Consider the following 20,234-nt stretch of genomic DNA (forward strand, 5'->3'; position numbering starts at 1 on the left):
CCGCTCGGCAGGCTACCGCGACCCGAGCACGGCGCGACCGACAGCCTTGTGCAGAGGCCGTACGACGCGTCCGTAGGCGATGCCGACGACCAGCGAGGCGGCCAGCGCGAGCCACGGGTGGCCGGCGTCCTCGAGCGGCGGGTAGACCTGCCAGTGGGTGAGGTAGATGAAGAGGCTGGCGCCGGCCAGGACGCCGGCCGTGCGGGCCAGCCACGCGGGGACCGGGACGTGCGGCAGCCACAGCATGAGCAGGAAGCCGCCGAGCACGATCACCTCACGGTGCACCTGCCCGAAGAAGCCGACGAGCAGCACGGCAGCGAGCGCGGAGACGATCAGCCGGCGACGGGTGGTGTCGGCGCGGGCGCCGAGCCAGCCGAGGACGAAGACGAAGGCGACCACGAGGGTCGTGTAGCGCTGGGTGGGACCGGCACGCAGGCCGACGTCGGCGAAGCGGGCCGCGGCGGTGACGGCGAGCACCGCGAGCGCGAAGCGGAACGGCGTACGACGCTCGAGGTCGTGCAGGCGCGGCAGGCAGGTGAGCGCGAGGGCCGCTGCCGTGATCCACACCAGTGACTCCAGGAACCACAGCTGCCACTGGTCGTCCCACTCGGAGCTGTTGAGGAGCTCGCGGACGAACAGGGCGGTGGTCAGGTCGTAGCTGCCGAGCGCGAGCGCGACGGCGCCGACCCACAGGACGGAGGGGGCGATCAGCTGGGCGAGCCCGGACAGGCCGTGGCGCAGTCGGGTGCGGGCGTCGCCGGCGGCGGAGAGCTGGAAGCGCGCGAAGTTGAACCCGGCCAGGGCGAGGAGCAGGTGGGCGCCGCCCTCGAGCGCGACCAGGTCGACGTGGCTGGCCACGACGAAGAGGATCGCGAGTGCGCGGAGGGCGACGGTGGTGTCGAGGCGGGCCCAGCGGCGGACCGGCTCGGCGTCGGTCACGGTTCCCGCGGCCGCTAGGCGCTCGAGCTCGCCGATGCTGCGGGTGTGCCAGCCGACGGGCAGGGCTCCGCCGAAGGCCCCGCCGAGTCGCGTGGCGAGCTCGACGTAGGAGAGCGAGTCGCCGCCGAGGTCGACGAAGGAGTCGGTGTCGCGGGCGTCGGGGCGGCCGAGCACCCGGACGTACGCCGCCCGGACGGAGCGGTCGACGTCGGTCGTCGGCTCCTCGGCCCGGCGGGCGAGGTCGCCCAGGCCGGCGTAGTCGACCTTGCCGCTGCCGGTGAGCGGCACCTGGGGCAGGACGGTGACCTGGACGACGTGGTCGGGGACGCCGCAGTGGCTGGTCGTGAGTGCGCGAGCCGCGGCACTGCCGCGACCGGAGGTCAGGAAGACGTGGACGCTGCGGTCGGTCGCGACGACGCGGGCGCGTGGGTCGACCTCCCCCTGGAGCCGGCGCTCGAGGCTGTCGAGGTCGAGGCGCAGGCCGAAGACCTTGCCGCGGCGGCTCAGCCGTCCGACGACCTCGAAGAGCCCGTCGACCTCGCGGGCGAGGTCGCCCGTGCGCAGCTCGTCGGTGTCGCGCGGCCGGGCGAGGTCGTCGGGCGACTCTGCGTAGCCGAGCATGACGTTCGGGCCGGAGTAGACGAGCTCGCCCACCCCGGCCCTCCCGTCCACACCCTCGTCGAGGCGTAGCCGTCCCCCCGGAATGGCCACGCCGATCGCCGCGGGGTGGTCTGTGGTGAGGTGCGGCGGGAGGTAGGCCATCCGCGCCGTCGCCTCGGTCGCGCCGTACATCACGACGAGGTCCCAGCCGTGGTCGCTGCCGAAGCGGCTCCAGCGGCGTACGTCATCAGGGTCGAGCCGCCCGCCGGCCTGGGTGACCTGGCGCAGGGTCGGCACCTCGCGGGCCTCGAACCCGCTGGCCGTGAGCAGGTCGAAGGTGTGCGGGACCGCGGCGAGCGTCGTCGCGCCGGTGCGCGCGAACAGGTCCCAGAAGCACTCGTCGACGACGCTGAGGTCGGTCAGCGCGACGCTCGCGCCGGCCACGAGGTGCGAGTGCAGCACCGAGAGGCCGTAGCAGTAGTGCAGCGGCAGCGCGGTGATCGCGCGGTCGGCCGGCGTGAGCGCGAGGTAGTCGGCGATGGCCGCGGCGTTGCTGGCGACGTTGTCGCGCGAGAGCCGGACGAGCTTGGGCGAACCGGTCGTGCCCGAGGTGCTGAGCAGGAGCGCCAGGTCGGGGTGGAGGTCGTGCGCACTCGCCGGACGGCGTACGTCGTCGGGCTCGTCGACGAGGCACACGATGTCCGGGTCGTAGGCCGCGACGATCGCCTCCCGCTGCGCCGCGCGGCCGTCGGGGACGACCAGGGCGACGTGGCCGTGCTGCAGGGCGGCGAGGTAGGCGACGAGGGAGTCGAGGTCGTTGGCGCCCTCGACCAGCACGAGGCGGCGCTCCGGCCCCCACGTGCGAGCGCGGTCGGCGACCCGGCGCTCGAGGTCGGCGTGGCTGAGCGTCCGGTCGCCGGCGAGCACGGCGGGCGCGTCGCCGAACCGGGCGTGGTCGAGGACGGGCGACGTCACGGTCGTCCGGTGCGGGGTGAGGGTCACGGCGCCGCCGGTCGGTAGGCGCGGACCAGGCCCGTCACCCGCAGGTGCACGGTGTCGCCGGGGCTCGGGTGGCGGACGCCGGACATCCGCGACAGGACCGGCGTGCCGTCGTCGAGGCGCACCTGCACCGCGCAGTCGTGGCCGTAGTAGCTGACCTCGTCGACGGTCCCGCGGACGCCCTCGTCGTGGGACAGGTCGACGTAGACCTGCTCGGGCCGGATCATCAGCGAGACCTCGCCCTCGGCGGCCTCGGTGAGCACCACCTCGCCGAGCGCGCAGCGCGCGTGCGCGCCGGACGCGGTGCCGGGCAGGACGACCGCGCGGCCGACGAACGCGGCGACCTCGGGGTCGCTCGGCGAGAGGTAGACCTGGCTCGGCGTGGCCGACTGGACGAGGCGTCCGGCGCGCATCACCGCCACCTCGTCGGCCAGGGAGAGGGCCTCGTTCTGGTCGTGCGTGACGAGCACCGCGGTGGTGTTGCTGGCCTCGAGGGCACGGCGTACGGCCCGCGACGTGCTGCCACGCAAGCTCGCGTCGAGCGAGGAGAACGGCTCGTCGAGCAGGACGAGCGCCGGCTGCGGTGCGAGCGAGCGCGCCAGGGCCACCCGCTGCTGCTGGCCGCCGGACAGCTCGTCGGGCCGGCGGTGGCGGAAGTCGGCGGGCAGCTCGACGAGGTCGAGCATCTCGGCCACCCGGTCGGAGCCGCGGGCGCCCTTGCCCAGGCCGAACGCGATGTTGGCCGCCACGTCGAGGTGCGGGAACAGCGCGCCCTCCTGCGGCACGTAGCCGACGCGGCGCGTCTGCGGCGGCATCGGGCGTACGCCGTCCCCGGCCACGACCGTGTCACCGAAGGCGATGCTGCCCGACTCGGGCGCGAGGAAGCCGGCGACCAGGCGCAGCAGCGTGGTCTTGCCGCAGCCCGAGGGGCCGAGCACGGTCGTGAAGCACCCGTGCGGCACGTGGAGGGTGACGTCGTCGACCGCGACGGTCGCGCCGTAGCGCTTCGTCACGCCGGTGATGGTCAGCGAGCTCATGCCGGCCCTCCCGGCACGACGCCGTCCTCCGCCTGGGCGGCGGGCCCGTCGGTGCGCATCAGCAGCACCGTCGCGGGGATGGAGACGAGCACCAGCAGCAGGGCGTAGGGCGCCGCCGCGCCGTAGCGCAGCTCGGACGACGCCGACCAGAACTCGGTGGCCAGCGTGCGGGTGCCGATCGGGGAGAGCATGAGGGTCGCGGTCAGCTCGGTCGAGATCGCGAGGAAGACCAGCGCGGCGCCGGCGCCGAGGCTGGGCGCGATCAGCGGCAACGTGACCCTTCGGGCGGTGGCGATCGGCCCGAGGCCGAGGCTGTGCGCGACGTCGTCGAGCACGACGGGCGCCTGCTCCAGCCCGGCACGCACGGTCACCACGGCCCGCGGCAGGAAGAGGATGGCGTACGCCGCCACGAGGAGGGTCGCGGTCTGGTAGACGACCGGCACCAGCCGCAGCGAGGCCACGACGAGCGCCAGGCCGACCACGATGCCCGGCAGGGCGTTGGCGACGTAGGTGCTGCGCTCGATGAGGGTGGAGAGGCGCCCGCGGTGGCGCACGGCGAGCCACACCACGGGGATCGCGGCGAGCGTGGTCACGACCGCGCCTGCGAGGGCGAGCGCGACGGTGGCGACGAGGGCCTCGGTGAGCTCGGCCAACGGGAACTGCGTCGAGGTGCCCACCACGAGCCACCGCACGAGCGAGATCGCGGGCACGCCGACGGCGAGGCCGACGACCGCGCCGACGGTGGCGAGGACCGGCAGCCGCCACGGACCGAGGGGAACCGGTACGACGCTGCGCGCGGCGCCGCGGCCGACGCGGGCGTACCTCCGGTCGCCGCGGAGCCGCAGGTCGGCGAGCAGCAGGACGAGGCAGAGCAGGACCAGCACCCCGGCCATCGCGGTCGCGGCGGCGCCGTTGAAGGTCGAGCCGTACTGGTCGTAGATCGCGGTGGTGAAGGTCGGGAAGCGCAGCAGGGACAGCGCTCCGAACTCCGCGAGCAGGTGCAGGCCGACCAGCAGGGCGCCGCCGAGGAGGGCGGGTCGCAGCTGGGGCAGCACGACGGTGCGGAAGGTGCGCGCGCGGGAGTGGCCGAGCGACCAGGCCGACTCCTCGAGCGCCGGGTCGAGGCGGCGCAGCATCGCGACCACCGGGAGGTAGACGAGCGGGTAGTAGGACAGGGTGACGACGCCGAACGCGCCGGCGAAGCCGTGCACGCTGCGGTCGAGCGAGACCCAGGCGTAGCCGTTGACGAACGCCGGCACGGCCAGCGGCGCGACCAGCAGGCCGTGCCACACCCGGCGCCCCGGCAGGTCGGTGCGCTCGACGAGGAAGGCGAGACCGACGCCGAGCACCGCAGTGGCGGCCATGCACGCCGCCGCGAGGGTGATCGTGTTGCGCAGCAGCTCGACGATCCGCGGGCGCGCGACCAGCTGCCACAGCTCGACCGGCCCGATGACGACGACGTAGGTCGCGACGTAGGCCAGCGGGATCAGCGCCAGGACGGCGACGGCCACCCCGGCCGCGAGCAGCAGGGGCGGCGTACGACGCCCGGTGACCGACCCGGGGGCCGACCTGGTGTCGGGCCGCGCGGGTGTGGCCGTGGTCAGAGCAGCCCTGCCGCGGTCATCAGGTCGGTGACCTGCGGTCCGTTGAGGCTGGCGACGTCGACGTCCGGCGGCTCGAGCTCGTCGAACGGCTTCACGTCGGGGTTGAGGCCGGCGTCGGGGTTGAGCGGGTACTCCAGGGCGTACGACTCCGCCATCGCCTGCTGCGCCTCGGTGCCGGTCAGCCAGGTGACGAACTCCTCCGCGGCGGCCTGGTGCTCGCTGCTGGCGAGGATGCCCGCGCCCGAGATGCTGAGGAACGCGCCGGGGTCCTGGTCGCCGAAGAAGTGCAGCGCCGAGCTGTCGGAGTCGGTGCCGTTCTCCTCGCGGTCGCGGTACCAGTAGTAGTGGTAGGCGATGCCGGCGTCGACCTCGCCGGAGTCGACCGACTGCATCACGACGAGGTTGTTCTGCACGATGACGCCGTTGTCCTTGAGGCCCTGCAGCCACGCGGCGGTCGCGTCCTCGCCCTCGAGCTCGAGGACGGCGGAGACGATCGCCTGGAAGTCGGCGCCGGTGGGCGAGAAGGCGACGCGGCCCTTCCACTCGGGCTCGGCGAAGTCGAGGATCGAGGCGGGCATGTCGGCCTCGGTCATCGTGTCGGTGTTGTACATCGCGACCGTCGAGCGGGCGAGGAAGCCGGTCCACGTCCTGTCGGCGGGGACGTACTGCTCGGGGATCGTGGCGTACGCCGCCTCGGGCAGCTCGGCGAAGAGCCCGGCGTTGTCGACGATGCTCATCGCAGGCGAGTTCTCGGTGAGGAAGACGTCGGCGGGGGAGTCCGTGCCCTCCTCGACGATCTGGTTGGCGAACTCGAGGTCCTTGCCGCTGCGGAGCTCGACGTCGAGGCCGGACTCCTCCTCGAACATCGGGATGATCTCGTCGAGCAGCTGCTCGTGCTGCGCGTTGTAGATGACCAGGTCGGGCGAGCCGAAGACGCCGCAGCCCGACAGGGTCGAGGCGGTCAGCAGGGTCGCCGCGAGCGCGACGGGGAGACGGCGGGGGCGAGTCGTCACGGAGGTGGGTCCTTCACACGTTGCTTAGGGTTGCCTCACCTTAGACCCGCGGGGTGGGAGCGCCGCAATCGAGTGCGTCGCACGTCACGTCACGCCTGCGTCACCCGCCGAGCATGATCGCGTGGAGCTCGGTCTGGTCGATGACACCGGTGACCCGCTCGGAGCCCGGCCCGATCGCCGCGACCCGGATCTGGGTACCGGTGTGGGTGGCCTTGCTGTCGCCCGCCTCGCGGTACGTCGTCGAGTACGCGACGGTCATCGGGTCGCCGTCGGCGGTGGTGACCGTCGCGGTGTCGATGCCGCCCCTGTCGTCCATCACGATCTGCGTGGAGTGGGCGTGGTCGCCGGTGACGATCACGAGGGTCCCGGGGTGGGTGCTCTGGTGCTCGAGTGCGACCTGCACGGCGAGGTCGAGGTCCTCGAGCTCGCCGATCGCGCCGCAGATGTCGCGCTCGTGCTCGGCCTTGTCGACGCTGGCGCCCTCGACCTGGAGGAAGAACCCGTCCGCGTTGTCGAGGACGTCGATGGCGGTGGTCGTCATCTGCGCGAGCGTCGGCTGGGTGCCTCGGTCCTGCTCGACGCACCTGCCGTCGTCGGTGGTGGCCCCACCGCGCCGGGCCTCGAGGGGTGCGTACTTCCTGGTCAGGTGCACCGGGGCGAACAGCCCGAGCAGTCGGCCTCCGTCGAGGGCGTCGACGTCGGCCAGCTCGTCGGCCGTGCGCACGGACCGGTATCCGCGGTCCGTCGTGGCGTGCTCGAGCAGGCTCGCGGACCCGTCCTCCAGCGGCCGGTCGAACCGCTCCTGCCCGCCACCGAGCAGGACGTCGACGCCGGTGTCGAGGAGCTGCTCGGCGATCGACCCGCGACCGCCGGCGGACTTCAGCGCGGCGGGGCAGGCGGCCATGGTCGTCGAGTCCTGGCACGAGCGGTCGTTGACGTGGGCAGCGGCCGCCGCCGGGGTCGCGTCGGTGATGTCGGCGGTCGTGACGTTGCCGGTCAGCCGTCCTGACCGGGCGTAGGTCTCGAGCACGGTCTCGTGGTCCTCGCCGGGCGCCTCCGCGGCGGCCGACGGACCCTGCGAGATGCGTCCGTCGATCGTCTTCACCCCGGTCGAGAACCCGCTCGCGGTCGCCGCGGAGTCCGACACGTAGTCGACCGTGAAGTCCGGCCCGGGTCCGGGCACGAGGCCGTACGTCGTCATCGCGCCGGTCGCGGGCAGCCCGTCCAGCACCAGGCGGCCGGCCGCGCCGACCGAGTAGTTGCGCGCCGCGGTGATCATCGAGTCGTCCATGCCGTCGCCGATCAGCAGGATCACGCTGGTCGGTCGCTCGGCTGGCGCCTGGCTCGTGGGCGCCCCGCTCGACGGTGCCGCGGCCGCTCCGCTGTCGGGCGTCTCGTCGCCGTCGCCGCGCGAGGCGTCGTACGCCACCGTCCCCGTCACGCCGAGGGCGAGGCCGAGCGCCGTGCCGACCGCGAGGGTGACGAGGGGGAGCCGTTCCACCGCGCGAGGGTACGACGTCCGCGCGGGGTTAGCGATCGCTAACCTGTGGCGCTAGTCTCAGTCCATGACCTTCGAGCTGTCCCCCGAGCACGAGCAGTTCCGACGCAGCGTCCGCGACTTCGCCGAGAAGGAGATCGCGCCGCACGCCGCGCAGTGGGACCGCGAGCACCACTTCCCGACCGACGTCGTGCACCAGATGGGCCAGCTCGGACTGATGGGGCTCACCGCGCCGGAGGAGTTCGGCGGCGCGGGCATGGCAGGCGAGGACGGCGGCTTCACGTCGCTGTGCATCGCGATCGAGGAGATCGGTCGCGTCGACCAGTCGATGGGCATCACGCTCGAGGCCGCGGTCGGCCTCGGCATCAACCCGATCCTCACCTACGGCACCGCCGAGCAGAAGGAGACGTGGCTCCCCGCGCTCGTCGCCGGCGAGAAGATCGCCGGCTTCGGCCTGACCGAGCCCGGCGCCGGCTCCGACGCCGGTGCGACGAAGACCAAGGCCGTCCTCGACGACGGCGAGTGGGTCGTCAACGGCGCCAAGCAGTTCATCACCAACTCGGGATCGTCGATCACCTCGCTCGTCACCGTGACCGCCCGCACCGGCGAGCGCGAGGACGGCCGTCCGGAGATCTCGACGATCATCGTCCCGTCGGGCACGCCCGGCTTCACCGCCGAGAAGGCCTACGACAAGCTCGGCTGGCACGCCTCCGACACGCACCCGCTGTCGTTCGAGGACGCCCGCGTCCCCGAGGCGAACCTCCTCGGCGAGCGCGGCCGCGGCTACGCGCAGTTCCTCGCCACCCTCGACGACGGACGCGTCGCGATCGCGGCCCTCGCGGTCGGCTGCATCCAGGCGTGCCTCGACATGTCGCTGCAGTACGCCGGCGAGCGCCAGACCTTCGGTGGTCCGATCGGCCGCAAGCAGGGCCTCGCCTTCCAGGTCTCCGACCTCCAGGTGATGCTCGACGCCTCGCGCCTGCTGACCTACAAGGCCGCCGCGATGAAGGACGCCATGGACGCCGGGTCCTCCTCGGTGTCGATGGGCGCCTTCAAGCAGGCCGCCGCGGTCGCCAAGCTCTACGCCACCGAGTCCGCCGTCACCGCGACCCGGATCGCGACCCAGGTCTTCGGCGGCTACGGCTTCATGGAGGAGTACCCCGTCGTCCGGTTCTACCGCGACGCCAAGGTGCTCGAGATCGGCGAGGGGACCTCCGAGGTCCAGCGGATGCTCATCGCGCGGGGGCTCGGCCTGCCGGTCGAGTGACCCTCTCCGCGCTCAGGCGGACCGCGGGGCGTACATGATCACGGCAACGCCGACGACGCAGATCAGCGCGCCGGTGATGTCGTAGCGGTCGGGGCGGAAGCCGTCGACCGCCATGCCCCACGCCAGCGAACCGGCGACGAACACCCCGCCGTACGCCGCCAGGATCCGTCCAAAGTTGGCGTCCGGCTGCAGGGTGGCAACCAGCCCGTAGAGGCCGAGCGAAACGAAGCCGGCGCCGATCCAGAGCCAGCCGCGATGCTCCCGCACGCCCTGCCACACCAGCCACGCTCCGCCGATCTCCGCGACCGCGGCGAGGGCGAACAGGACGAGCGACTTCGCGACGGTCATGCCGGGAGTCTGGCAGCCGGGTCGGCGGTCAGCCGGCGAGGACGTAGTCGACCGTCAATGCAGGTGTCTCGCGTCTCGTGACGGTCGCGACCGGCGGCGGTCGGGTGGTGCGGGTGTGGCCGGTCGGGGTCGTGGTGGTCACGGTGCCGTCCGGCCCGGGTCTGGCTCGCCACCGGGGAGCGTCCTTGGCGTAGTTGCACGCCTCGCAGAGCCCTTCGCCGTTGCTGGCATCGGTCGGACCACCGGCGACATGGGGGACGACGTGGTCAAGGTGCCGGATGGGTGCGTCGCACCACGGGGTGCGGCAGACCTGGTCGCGCAGCCGGATGAACCGGGCGAGAGCGGCAGGGAAGAGCCTGGCGCGGCTGTCCATGGCGACCAGCTCGCCGGTGGTCGGCGAGGCGTAGAGCCGGCGGAGCCAGACTTCGTCACCCTGCCCGAGCGCGTTCGCGACGACCTCGCGGGCGAGCTCGGCCGGCACGGGCCCGAAGCCGGCGAGGCGGGCCTCGTCGTCGGCTGTGCCGAAGAGTGCGTCGTGGGACATCACGAGGTTGAGGTCGATCGTGCGTGAAGCGCGGCGGGAGTCGTCGGGAGGTGCGCTGTCTCCGTGCTCCTGCTGTTCCGCAGGGTCGTGGACCTCCACAACGCCGAGGACCCGGTCGACCAGTCCGTCGGCCATCACCTGGCCCCTCGTGCGCGGATCGCCCTGCGCTCTGGCGCTGTCGGCCTCGCGGGCGAGAGCGGCGTAGGCAGCCACGCCCGCGGCGACGGGCAAGAGGGTGCTCAACCAGACCATCGAGTCGGGAGCTGGCCGGATGGAAACGCGACGCTCGGACTCGGCCCTGCGCCGACGTGCGGTGATCGCCTCCGCGTTGAGACGCGCGGACTCGGTCAGCACGCGACCGATCACCTGCCGCTCGCTCATCGCCTCGAAGGCGTCGTGGTCGGCGGCCAGCAGCTCGTCGACGGCCAGCCGGTCCTCGAGGGACAGGCAGGCGGTCTCGCGAGCCATCACGGTTGCCCGCCACTCGGTGACGCGACCGGCGCGCCAGGCCGCCCAGGTGTGGGGGAGCTCCTGCCGGACGACCCTGGCAAGCCCGAGGTGGCGTTGTCCGCGGTGCGGGGACTCCCGTCGCGCGTGGGCGACCATCGACGCGACGCCTTGTCCGCGTCGCGCTGCCGGCACGCCCAGCCCCTCGTGGTCGGCCTCGACCGACTCCGCCAGGTCCGCGGCGTGCGCGGCCTGCGCCGCGGTCGCCGTGCAGACCAGCTCCTCGAGCGCCCGGATCAGGTCGATGCGCTCCGCGTCGCCGAGCCCGCTCGGTCCGTCGAGCGCTACCTGCACCTCGCGCCGCATCGCCGCGACAGCGGCTGCGGTGAGCGGGGGCTGGGAGGTGGTCATGGATCCACTCAACACGGAGGGTCTGACAGCCGAGGCACGGCTTGTGGACGACCACGTCTTCTGCCCGGGCTGTGGACGGTTGGTGGCTCGGCATCGTCAGACCGGCCGGATCACACCTTCGAAGAAGTCGCAGTGCCGGCGGAACCCGAGCCCGGCGAGGGCCGGACCGAACGCGTCGCCGACCTTCTGGTTGACCACCACGCCGGCGCAGCCGAGCGCAGGTGCCTGCCCGACCGCGGCCGCCAGTGCGACTCCGTCGGTCACGGCAGACACGAAGAGCATCGGGCCGGGCGGGGCGTACACCGGAGGCGCGGCAACGGTGACGGCGTCGGCGCCGGCCAGCTCGACGGAGGCTCCCGGCTCCCCACCTCCCGAGGCCAGCTCCAGGAGCCACCAGGTCTCGGCGACAGACAACCCGGCGGCCACGGCGCGGGCGGCGCGCTCCCTCTCGTAGGCAGGCGCGACGAACCGCACGTCGTCGCCGCCGCACGAGGAGGCGAAGGCGTTCCAGAGGTCGACCGCGTCCGAGGCGCCCTCGACGTGGACGTCGTCGACGAGCCAGCCCCCGCCCCGGCGCGCCGCGACGAGCGCTGAGGTCGACGTACGCCAAGCACGTGCACCGCCCTCCGTGAGGAGGTGGTGGAGGTACGCCCGGTGGCGGGCGTCCGCATCGGGAGCCGGCCGCCAGAAGACGGGTGCGTGCGGCACGAGCGCCTCCCGGCGCCGCCTCAGGACAGCGACCAGCCAGTCGAGGTCGTCCGGCGTGACGGCGGTGGCTGCCATGCGGGGACGGTAGCCGCATCTCCACCTCCCGACGGATCCGGACGGGGGAGCGGCGATCTACCCTCGCCCCATGCCGTCCCCGACCGAACGCGTGCTGACGTGGTTCGGCGTGGACGACGCGTGGGAGCGGCCGCGACCGGCGATCGGGCGGCAGGACGTCGTGCTGGCGGTGAGCGTCGAGGCGATCAGCCTGCTGGCGCTGGAGCTGGTGCGCAGCTCGGGCGGGCTGGAGAACACCGACGTCCCGGTGTGGACCGAGTGGTTCGCCGTGTCGACCGGTGCGGTGCTGCTCCTCGGACGTCGGCGGTGGCCGCTGGCGGTCGCGCTGCTGGCGGCCCTGCACATGTTCGTCGCCGGCGTGACGATGCCGGAGGTGATGGGCCAGCTGTCGCTGCAGATCGTCTACTTCGTCGCGCTGCTGTCCGGTGTCGCCTGGGCGCGGGACCGGCGAGCCATGGCGCTGGTCGTCTGCTCGATCGTGCTCTTCATGTTCGCGTGGCTGACGTGGCAGTTCGCGCTTGGGTCGGCCGTGCAGGAGTGGCTCGACGAGGAGGACCTGACCGAGACCACCGGCGTCTTCGCGCCGATCCCGGCTGCCATTGCCATCACCTTGCTCATCAACGCGATCTACTTCGGCGGCGCGATCGTCGGTGGCGGCGTCTCGTGGCGCGCGGCCCGCCAGCGCGCCCGCCTCCAGGACCAGGCCATCACCATCGCCGCCCAGGCCGGCCGGCTGCGCGAGCAGGCGGTGGTCGACGAGCGCCTCCGGATCGCCCGCGACCTGCACGACGTCGTCGCCCACGGGGTCTCGGCGATGGGCATCCAGGCGGGGGCCGCGCGACGGATCCTCGACCGCGACCCCGACGCCGCGCGGACGGCCCTCTCCCACGTCGAGGAGGCCTCCCGCGACGCGGTCACCCAGATGCGGCGACTGCTCGGCACGCTGAGGGAGGGCGAGGGTGAGGACAGGAGCGAGGCGCGTACGACCGACGCGGGCGTCGCCGACCTCCCCCGCCTGGTCGCCGAGGTCGACGGGCAGGGGCTCGCCGTGAGCCTCGACGTGGTCGAGGAGCAGGACGGCGCGGCATCCCGGCTGCCACGCGGTGTCGGCCTCGCGGTGTTCCGCACCGTGCAGGAAGCCCTGACCAACGTGCGCCGGCACTCGACAGCCGACACCGTGTCGGTCGTCGTGCGGGTGGACGAGCACGCGTACGCCGAGGTCGAGGTGGTCGACAACGGCCGCCCGCGCCACGGCACGTCGGGCAGCGGGCTCGGCCAGCTCGGCATCCGCGAGCGCGCCGCCACCCACGAGGGCCAGGTGGACATCGGGCCGCGGGTCACGGGTGGCTACCGCGTCCGGGTCCGCTACCCGCTGGGAGCCGCCTCGTGACCGAGCCGCCCACGACGCCGCTCAGGGTCCTGCTCGTCGACGACCACGCGATGGTGCGCTCGGGCTTCGCGATGGTGCTGTCGGTCGAGGACGACATCGAGGTCGTCGGCGAGGCCGCCGACGGGATCGAGGCGATCGAGCAGGCGCGCGCGACCCACCCCGACGTGGTGCTGATGGACGTCCAGATGCCGCGGATGGACGGCATCGAGGCCACCCGGCACCTCGTCGCCGACGACCTCGGGCACGTCGTCATCGTGACGACCTTCGACCGCGACGACTACCTCTTCGACGCCCTCCAGGCCGGTGCCAGCGGCTTCCTGCTGAAGAACGCGGGCCCGGAGCAGCTCCTCGACGCCGTACGCGCTGCCGGCCGCGGCCATGCCCTGCTCGCGCCCGAGGTGACGAGGCGGGTGATCGGCCGGATGGCGGGTGAGGCTGCGTGGAAGGAGGGTGGCGACCGGGCCGAGCGTCCCGAGCCGGCCGGGCTGGCGCACCTCACGGCACGGGAGCGGGAGGTCCTGGTGCTGCTCGGCCGCGGGCTGTCCAACGCCGAGATCGCCGCCGACCTCGTGCTGGGCGAGGCGACGGTCAAGACCCACGTCTCCAACGTCCTCGCCAAGCTGCACCTGCGTGACCGCGTGCAGGCAGTGATCTACGCCTACGAGGCCGGACTCATCCTCCCGACGGAGGAGTGATCCATCCCCGCGGCGGATCCGCTCGGCAGTCCCGGCCCCTAGCGTCGAGGCATGCTGGAGATCCGGGAGCTGACCAGACGGTTCGGTGACAACACCGCCGTGGACCACGTGTCGTTCGAGGTGCCGGCCGGTCAGATGACCGGCTTCGTGGGCGCCAACGGCGCGGGCAAGACCACGACCATGCGAATGGTCATGGGCGTGCTCGGCATCAACGAGGGCGAGGTGCTCTGGCAGGGCAGCCCGATCACCCGGCTGGACCGCCGCACCTTCGGCTACATGCCGGAGGAGCGCGGCCTCTACCCGAAGCAGCCGATCCTCGACCAGCTCGTGTACGTCGCCCAGCTCAAGGGCATGGGGCGGGTCGAGGCGCGGGCGCAGGTGCAGGAGCTGCTGGAGCGGTTCGGCCTCGGCGGTCGGACCAAGGACCACCTCGAGAAGCTGTCGCTGGGCAACCAGCAGCGCGTGCAGATCATCGCCTCCGTGCTGCCGAAGCCGGTCGCGCTGATCCTCGACGAGCCCTTCTCGGGGCTCGACCCGATCGCCGTGGACTCGATGGTCGACCTGCTGCGGGAGTACACCCGCGACGGGATCCCGGTCCTCTTCTCCAGCCACCAGCTCGACCTGGTGGAGCGCCTGTGCGACCGCCTGGTCGTGCTGGCCAACGGACGCCGGGTCGCCGCCGGGACGGTGACGGAGCTGCGCGACGCGGGGGTGCCGCGCTTCCGTCTCGTCCTCGGCGGCGACGCCGGTTGGGTGCGTGACCAGTCGGGGCTCGACGTGCTGGACCTCGACGGCACGACCGCTCTGGTCGAGGTCCGCGACGACGGCGCCGAGCAGCAGCTGATCGCCGAGGCCACGCGCCGCGGCAGCGTCCACGAGTTCGTCCGGGTCCGCCCGGCGCTCAGCGAGATCTACCGGGAGGCCACCGCATGAGCACCGCAGACAAGACCACCACGAAGAGCAACGGGTCGTCCGAGGCGCCGTGGCTGCTCGTCACCCGCCGCGAGGTGGTGTCCCGCATCACCGACAAGTCGTTCCTGCTCGGCACGGTCTTCATGGTCGTGCTGATCGCCGGTTTCATCGGCTTCACCGCCTGGCAGGAGGAGCGCACCGACAAGGTCACGCTCGGCGCCACCCCCGACTCGGTCGCCATGGCGACCGTGATCGAGGAGTCGGCACCCGACGTCGACGACAGTGTCGAGGTCAGCGTCGTCGAGCTCGATGACGAGACTGCGGCCGAGGCTGCCCTGCTTGACGACGAGGTCGACGCCTGGCTGCACCCGGTCGAAGGCGGCTGGGAGCTCACGTCGGAGTCGAGCGAGCAGGACTCCCTGACCGACGTCGTCAGCACTGTCGTACGACAGCAGGTGCTGACCGACAACGCCGCGGGCGTCGGCTCGACGGTCCAGGAGCTCGAGGCCGGCAGCGACGTGTCCACCGCCTTCCTCCGCGGCGACGCCGAGAGGGCTGCCGTCGCAGAGGTGGTCGGTTTCGTCTTCGTGTTCCTGTTCTACTTCGCGGCCCTGGTCTTCGGCATGCAGCTGGCCTCCTCGGTGATCGAGGAGAAGCAGAGCCGCATCGTCGAGATCATCGCGGCCGCGATCCCGCTGCGGCACCTGCTCGCGGGCAAGGTGCTCGGCAACACCGCGCTCGCGGTGATCCAGCTCCTCGTCTACCTCGTCGTCGGACTCGTCGGGATCTCGTTCACCTCGTACAAGTCCTATCTCCCGGCGCTGTCCGGACCGACGGCGTGGTTCATCGGCTTCTTCCTCGCCGGCTTCGTCGCGCTGGCCTGCCTCTGGGCCGTCGCCGGCTCGCTGGCCTCGCGCACCGAGGACCTCCAGGCCACCTCGACACCGCTGACGATGCTGATGCTCGCGATGTTCTTCGGCGGCCTCTCGCTCGACGGCCGCGGCCAGGTCATCGCGTCCTTCATCCCGCCCGTCTCGGCCGTCGTGATGCCGAAGCGGATCCTCGCCGGAGGCGTGGAGTGGTGGGAGCCGCTCGTGGCCCTCGGGCTGCTCGCCGCCTTCGCCGCCGTCACCGTGTGGGTGGGGGAGAAGCTCTACCGCAGGGCACTGCTGCAGACCGGCGGCCGGGTCACCCTGCGCCAGGCGTGGTCGGCGGCCGAGTGACCCCTGCTCAGAGGAAGTCGAGCACGGACGACGTCCCGTAGACGACGGCCCAGAACCGCAGCCCGCGGCCGAGCGTGCCGGTCACCAGGAAGATCCAGAAGGGCACCCGCAGGGTGCCGGCCAGCACGGCCGTGACGGCGTACGGCGGGAAGCCGGTCGCGGCGGAGACGAAGAGCAACGCGGCCGTGAACCACGGGCGCCCCTCGGCTCGCTCGTGCCACCTCTCGAGGGACGCTTTGGCCTTCGGCTTCTGCAGCTGCCGGCTGACCCAGGGGGCGCGGTCGATGTGCATGCCGCCCCAGTACCAGAGGATCTTGCCGAGCATCTGGCCGACGGTCGCAGCGATGACGAGCGCCCAGGCGTGGGACGGGGCCTGGCTGATGGAGACCGCGAGGATGGCCTCGATGTTGATCAGGGGCAGCAGGGCCGACGCGATCGAGGCGCCCAGCACGCTCCAGAAGAGCATCAGCCCGCGGCCCCGGGGACGGGCAGGCCGATCCGCGCCAGGCGGTGCAGCGAGACCACCTTGAGGGCGAGCAGGGCCAGGGCGATGACCAGGCCCACCCACATCCAGCCGGTGACCAGCAGGAGCACGGCGAAGAGGGCGCTGTTGACCGCCTTGGCGGGCTTCGACCAGTTCCAGAGCCAGATCGGTCGGTCGACGACGAAGAAGTAGTTGGGGCTGCGCACCGGCCAGGCGAGGAAGGCGATCGAGAGGAAGCAGTCGACGACCATGAACTCGGCGAGGTAGACGAAGATCGCCGGCGACAGGTCGGGCTGCAGCCAGGCGAGCCCGATGTAGAACGCGCCCGCGTTGAGCCGGTCGCACAGGATGTCGAGCACCGCGCCGATGCGGGTCTCGCAGTCGCGGACGCGGGCGTAGAAGCCGTCGAGCATGTCGCCGACCCAGTAGACGACGAGGGCGGCGACCAGCAGCTCGAGGCTCTCCTGGTGCGCAGCCATGGCGGCCAGGACGACGGAGGCGATCGTGCGCACTGCGGTGATGACGGTCGCGCCGGTCAGCAGCCGCTCCTCGCGGACGCCGTAGCGGTCCTCGGGGTCGGCGACAGGCTGGGCCTGCACGCCACCACCAACCCCGCTCCCCACGCTCGGGATGCTAGCGCGTCAGGTCCGGGACCACAGGCTCGGCCACGCGTGTCCGAGCTCGAGGACGAGCTCGCGCAGCAGCGGCAGGCTGACCCCGACCACGTTGTGGTGGTCGCCCTCGAGCCCGGTGACGAAGGCCCCGCCGAAACCGTCGATGGTGAACGCGCCGGCGACCTCCAGCGGCTCGCCCGTGGCGACGTAGGCGTCGATCTCCTCGTCGGTGACGTCGGCGAAGTGCACCGTCGTCGACCCGGTGGCAGCGGCCACCCGGCCGCTCGCGACGTCGCGCAGGCAGTGCCCGCTGTGGAGCACGCCCGACCGCCCGCGCATCGCCCGCCACCGGAGCCTGGCCTCGTCCGCGTCGTGCGGCTTGCCGAGGGCCTCCCCGTCGAGCTCGAGCACCGAGTCGCAGCCCAGCACGAGCGCGTCGGCCGGCACCTCCTCGCGCCCGACGACCGCCGCGCACTTGAGCTCGGCCAGCTGGAGTGCGAGCTCGGCCGGGGTCACGTCGACCACCTGGGACTCGTCGACCCCGCTCACCACGACGATCGGGTCGAGCCCGGCCGCGCGCAGCGTCGTACGACGTGCGGGCGACGCCGAGGCCAGCACCAGCCGGGTCGCGGGGGGAGTCGTCACAGGCGCTCCAGCGCCGTGCGGAGCGGGTCGAGCCCGAGCGAGCCGAGGTCGAGGGCCGCGCGGTGGAAGGCCTTGAGGTCGAAGGCGTCGCCCTGCCGCTGCTGGACGGCCTCGCGGGCCTCGAGCCAGATGCGCTCGCCGACCTTGTAGGACGGCGCCTGGCCGGGCAGGCCGAGGTAGCGCTTGACCTCGAACTGGATGAACTCGTCGTCCATCCGGCAGTGCAGCCGCATGAACTCCAGGCCGAGCTCGGGCGTCCACGTCTCGCCGGGGTGGAAGGCGGTGCCACCGGCGCCGAGGCGGTTGTCCTCGGGGATCGTCAGCTCGAGGTGCATGCCGATGTCGACGATGACCCGCGTCGCGCGCAGCGACTGGCCGTCGAGCATCCCGAGCAGGTCGGCCGGGTCGTCGAGGAAGCCGAGCTCCTCCATCAGCCGCTCGGCGTAGAGCGCCCATCCCTCGCCGTGGCCGCTGCACCAGCACATCAGCCGCTGCCAGCGGTTGAGCGTGTCCTGGCGGTAGGCCGTCTGCGCGACCTGGAGGTGATGGCCGGGCACGCCCTCGTGGTAGACCGTCGTGACCTCGCGCCAGGGGTGGAAGTCCTCGATGCCGTCGGGCACGGACCACCACATCCGGCCCGGTCGCTCGAAGTCCTCGGACGGGCCGGTGTAGTAGATGCCGCCGTCGTTGGTCGGAGCGAGCATGCACTCGATCCGGCGGATCGGGTCGGGGATGTCGAAGTGGACGCCCGCCATCTCCTCGATGGTGCGGTCGGCGAGCTGCTGCATCCAGTCGCGGAACGCCTCGCGCCCGTGGACCACCCGGTCGGGGTCGGCGTCGAGGTGGGCGACGGCGGCGTCGACGTCGGCGCCCGGGAGGATCCGGTCGGCGGTGGCGTGCATGAGGTCGGAGAGGCGCTGGAGCTCGGTCCAGCCCCACGCGTAGGTCTCGTCGAGGTCGACCTCGGCGCCGAGGAAGTAACGGCTGGCGAGGGCGTACACCTCGCGGCCCACGCCCTCCTTGTCCTTGCCCTGCGGCTCCAGCTCGTCGGACAGGAACAGGCCGAACGACGCCGTCGCAGCACTAGCCGCTCCCGCCAGCGCCCGGAGGTGGGCGGGGTCGCCGCCACCCTCGAGCCGGTCGACCAGGCCGAGGTAGAAGTCGCCGGCGTCGCCCGTCTGGCCGGTCCAGCGGCGCACCTGCTCGGCCACCTCGGCGTACTGCCTCGCGGCGACGACGTTGCCCTTGCGGGCCTCGTCGGAGAGCGTGACGCGCAGCCCCTCGAGCGCGGCCGGGACGGCCTCGAGGCGGGCGGCGATCGCGGCCACCGCCTCCTCGCCCTCGGTCGGCATCAGGTCGAAGACGCCGCGGATCTCGTGGAGCGGGCTCCACAGCACCGACATGCGGGACCGGTTGACGCCGGCGTCCTCGAGCGCGATCTCGAGACGGGTGCGCTCGAGGAACGCGTCCTTGGCGGCGGCCTCGCGGTCGTCGACCGGCGTCGCTGCCTCGACGGCCGCCACGACCTCCCTGGCCAGCGCCTCGCGGGCGTCGAATCCGGCGGGGGAGTAGTCGGTCATCTCGTGCTCGTGGCCGGCGACCCCGATCGAGGTCGCGGTCAGCGGGTCGAGGGCGCAGTAGTCGTCGACGTAGGCGTCGCAGAGGGAGTCGATCGTGCGGGTCTGGGTCACGACTTCGACCCTAGCCTCGCCGACAGTGGAGCGCCTGTCCGCTAGGTCGGGCCGCTGGCTCCACCGTCGATCGCGCACTCGGCACCACAGGCCGTCGGGCTCCCAGCCCAGCCACGGCGTCGGAGGACCTCGCCGACGACGACCGCGAGGCGGCACGGCTCGAGGACCTGCGCCCACCCGGGCCGCAGCGTCACGTGGTCGTCCACTGCGGCATCGAGGTCCCTCTGCAGGTCTGCCCAGCGGTCGACGCTGTCGCGGTGACCGAAGGCACCGTCGAGCTCGACCAGCAGCCGCTCCTTCGGGTAGCGGGCATCACGGTGGACCACGCCGCTGGCTGTCGCCTCACGCAGTTGTCGCTCGCCGACGGGGAGGCCGTGCGCCCGCTCGACGTCGTGGAGGTATCGCTGCTCGAGGACCGAGCGCGTCCCCGCTGCGATGTCGGCAAGGATCTCGCGGAGCAGGGAGCGCCGGCGCAGTCGCGGCATCCGGTCGATCGTCTCCACCAGGCGCACGGCGGTCGTCATTCCCTGGTGCACGGCGTCGGAGAGGAGTGCGATCGAGTCCGCGTCGGTGCGATCTCCGGCCACCTTGAGGACCGCGAAGTCGAAGTCGGCGCGAGGTGGCCTCCGGTTGTCCTGCACCCACGTCTCCCGGTCGCTCACCCTCTCGACGATGACGCCGGGCGGCGGTGAGATGCGACGCTCCAGGTCGACCAGGACATGGATCTGGCGGTCCTTGACGGCCTGGGCCGGTCGGTCCCGCGTCATCCCGTGCGCGTCGAGCGCTGACTCGCGGTGCAGGGCCGCCGGTGCACATGCCAGCACCGCCGCCCACTCCCGCTGGCGGCGGGTGGGCTCGCCCGAGTGGTCGACGTACACGCGCGGGTGGACCGGCACGAGGTCTCCGCGAGCGATGAGTCGGCGTACGTCCGCGCGCGACGCGCCGAGACCGATCAGCTGGCCTCGCGACACCACGCCGTCCTGGCGCTTCAGCAGGCGCGCGAACGCGGACTCGTCGAGGGTGCTGGTCGCGCGCTTGGGCATGCGACGACGATGAGGTGCGGCGGCGTCCGCGTGCCAGACCGCTCGGC

At 72.7% G+C, this 20,234-nt stretch carries 18 protein-coding genes; 5 read left to right on the plus strand and 13 right to left on the minus strand.

Annotation, left to right across the window (positions count from 1 at the left end; translation table 11 throughout):
- Positions 1 to 12 precede the first annotated feature (12 nt).
- The 5 genes from EUA06_RS08890 to EUA06_RS08910 all read right to left on the minus strand — a co-directional run bounded on the left by EUA06_RS08890 (position 13) and on the right by EUA06_RS08910 (position 7,693).
- On the minus strand, positions 13 to 2,541 hold the full coding sequence (locus tag EUA06_RS08890; protein WP_129474720.1) for an AMP-binding protein: 2,529 nt from the start codon (positions 2,539 to 2,541) through the stop codon (positions 13 to 15).
- Positions 2,538 to 3,575 carry an ABC transporter ATP-binding protein gene (locus tag EUA06_RS08895; protein WP_129474722.1) on the minus strand — a complete coding sequence of 346 codons (1,038 nt, stop codon included), beginning with the start codon at positions 3,573 to 3,575 and terminating at the stop codon, positions 2,538 to 2,540. The genes EUA06_RS08890 and EUA06_RS08895 overlap by 4 nt, the downstream gene beginning before the upstream one ends.
- Complete coding sequence (locus EUA06_RS08900; RefSeq protein WP_242498044.1) at positions 3,572 to 5,086, minus strand: ABC transporter permease; 1,515 nt, start codon at positions 5,084 to 5,086, stop codon at positions 3,572 to 3,574. The genes EUA06_RS08895 and EUA06_RS08900 overlap by 4 nt, the downstream gene beginning before the upstream one ends.
- An 89-nt stretch (positions 5,087 to 5,175) precedes the next feature.
- The gene (locus EUA06_RS08905) at positions 5,176 to 6,192 is read right to left on the minus strand and encodes an iron ABC transporter substrate-binding protein (RefSeq protein WP_129474724.1); all 1,017 of its coding nucleotides are present in this window, start codon (positions 6,190 to 6,192) and stop codon (positions 5,176 to 5,178) included.
- 100 nt (positions 6,193 to 6,292) lie between these two features.
- Positions 6,293 to 7,693, minus strand: coding sequence for an alkaline phosphatase (locus EUA06_RS08910; protein ID WP_129474726.1), 1,401 nt, complete (start codon positions 7,691 to 7,693; stop codon positions 6,293 to 6,295).
- 64 nt (positions 7,694 to 7,757) lie between these two features.
- Between EUA06_RS08910 and EUA06_RS08915 the strand changes: the two genes are divergently transcribed.
- Positions 7,758 to 8,957 carry an acyl-CoA dehydrogenase family protein gene (locus EUA06_RS08915; protein ID WP_129474728.1) on the plus strand — a complete coding sequence of 400 codons (1,200 nt, stop codon included), beginning with the start codon at positions 7,758 to 7,760 and terminating at the stop codon, positions 8,955 to 8,957.
- Positions 8,958 to 8,969: 12 nt separating this feature from the next.
- On the opposite strand, the gene EUA06_RS08920 is transcribed toward EUA06_RS08915, so the two are convergent.
- From EUA06_RS08920 to EUA06_RS08930, 3 genes are all read right to left on the minus strand, one after another.
- Positions 8,970 to 9,305: a YnfA family protein gene (locus EUA06_RS08920; RefSeq protein ID WP_129474730.1), complete on the minus strand. Its 336-nt coding sequence runs from the start codon at positions 9,303 to 9,305 to the stop codon at positions 8,970 to 8,972.
- 28 nt (positions 9,306 to 9,333) lie between these two features.
- Positions 9,334 to 10,707: an HNH endonuclease gene (locus EUA06_RS08925; RefSeq protein WP_129474732.1), complete on the minus strand. Its 1,374-nt coding sequence runs from the start codon at positions 10,705 to 10,707 to the stop codon at positions 9,334 to 9,336.
- Positions 10,708 to 10,803: 96 nt separating this feature from the next.
- On the minus strand, positions 10,804 to 11,490 hold the full coding sequence (locus tag EUA06_RS08930; protein WP_129474734.1) for a hypothetical protein: 687 nt from the start codon (positions 11,488 to 11,490) through the stop codon (positions 10,804 to 10,806).
- Between the two features lie 70 nt (positions 11,491 to 11,560).
- Between EUA06_RS08930 and EUA06_RS08935 the strand changes: the two genes are divergently transcribed.
- Genes EUA06_RS08935 through EUA06_RS08950 form a run of 4 tightly spaced genes read left to right on the plus strand, consistent with a single transcriptional unit; the run spans position 11,561 to position 15,710 of the window.
- Complete coding sequence (locus EUA06_RS08935) at positions 11,561 to 12,880, plus strand: sensor histidine kinase (protein ID WP_129474736.1); 1,320 nt, start codon at positions 11,561 to 11,563, stop codon at positions 12,878 to 12,880.
- Positions 12,877 to 13,575: a response regulator gene (locus tag EUA06_RS08940; protein WP_129474738.1), complete on the plus strand. Its 699-nt coding sequence runs from the start codon at positions 12,877 to 12,879 to the stop codon at positions 13,573 to 13,575. The genes EUA06_RS08935 and EUA06_RS08940 overlap by 4 nt, the downstream gene beginning before the upstream one ends.
- Positions 13,576 to 13,626: 51 nt before the next feature.
- The gene (locus tag EUA06_RS08945) at positions 13,627 to 14,508 is read left to right on the plus strand and encodes an ABC transporter ATP-binding protein (protein ID WP_129474740.1); all 882 of its coding nucleotides are present in this window, start codon (positions 13,627 to 13,629) and stop codon (positions 14,506 to 14,508) included.
- A complete protein-coding gene (locus EUA06_RS08950; protein WP_129474742.1) occupies positions 14,505 to 15,710 on the plus strand; it encodes an ABC transporter permease in 1,206 nt (401 codons plus the stop codon). Before EUA06_RS08945 ends, EUA06_RS08950 begins: the two co-directional genes overlap by 4 nt.
- 7 nt (positions 15,711 to 15,717) lie before the next feature.
- Here EUA06_RS08950 and EUA06_RS08955 read toward each other — a convergent pair whose 3' ends face one another.
- From EUA06_RS08955 to EUA06_RS08975, 5 genes are read right to left on the minus strand one after another with little or no spacing between them, the layout of a single operon-like run.
- Positions 15,718 to 16,176: a YqaA family protein gene (locus EUA06_RS08955; RefSeq protein ID WP_129474744.1), complete on the minus strand. Its 459-nt coding sequence runs from the start codon at positions 16,174 to 16,176 to the stop codon at positions 15,718 to 15,720.
- Entirely contained in the window at positions 16,176 to 16,817 is a 642-nt protein-coding gene (locus EUA06_RS08960; protein WP_242498045.1) for a CDP-alcohol phosphatidyltransferase family protein, read from the minus strand. The genes EUA06_RS08955 and EUA06_RS08960 overlap by 1 nt, the downstream gene beginning before the upstream one ends.
- Before the next feature lie 18 nt (positions 16,818 to 16,835).
- The gene (locus EUA06_RS22960; RefSeq protein WP_129474746.1) at positions 16,836 to 17,453 is read right to left on the minus strand and encodes a Maf family protein; all 618 of its coding nucleotides are present in this window, start codon (positions 17,451 to 17,453) and stop codon (positions 16,836 to 16,838) included.
- Positions 17,450 to 19,144 carry a DUF885 domain-containing protein gene (locus EUA06_RS22965; RefSeq protein ID WP_129474748.1) on the minus strand — a complete coding sequence of 565 codons (1,695 nt, stop codon included), beginning with the start codon at positions 19,142 to 19,144 and terminating at the stop codon, positions 17,450 to 17,452. Before EUA06_RS22965 ends, EUA06_RS22960 begins: the two co-directional genes overlap by 4 nt.
- 41 nt (positions 19,145 to 19,185) lie before the next feature.
- The gene (locus EUA06_RS08975) at positions 19,186 to 20,187 is read right to left on the minus strand and encodes a type IV toxin-antitoxin system AbiEi family antitoxin domain-containing protein (RefSeq protein WP_129474750.1); all 1,002 of its coding nucleotides are present in this window, start codon (positions 20,185 to 20,187) and stop codon (positions 19,186 to 19,188) included.
- Between the last annotated feature and the right edge of the window lie 47 nt (positions 20,188 to 20,234).

Source organism: Nocardioides glacieisoli (genome assembly GCF_004137245.1).
GTDB classification, from domain to species: domain Bacteria; phylum Actinomycetota; class Actinomycetes; order Propionibacteriales; family Nocardioidaceae; genus Nocardioides; species Nocardioides glacieisoli.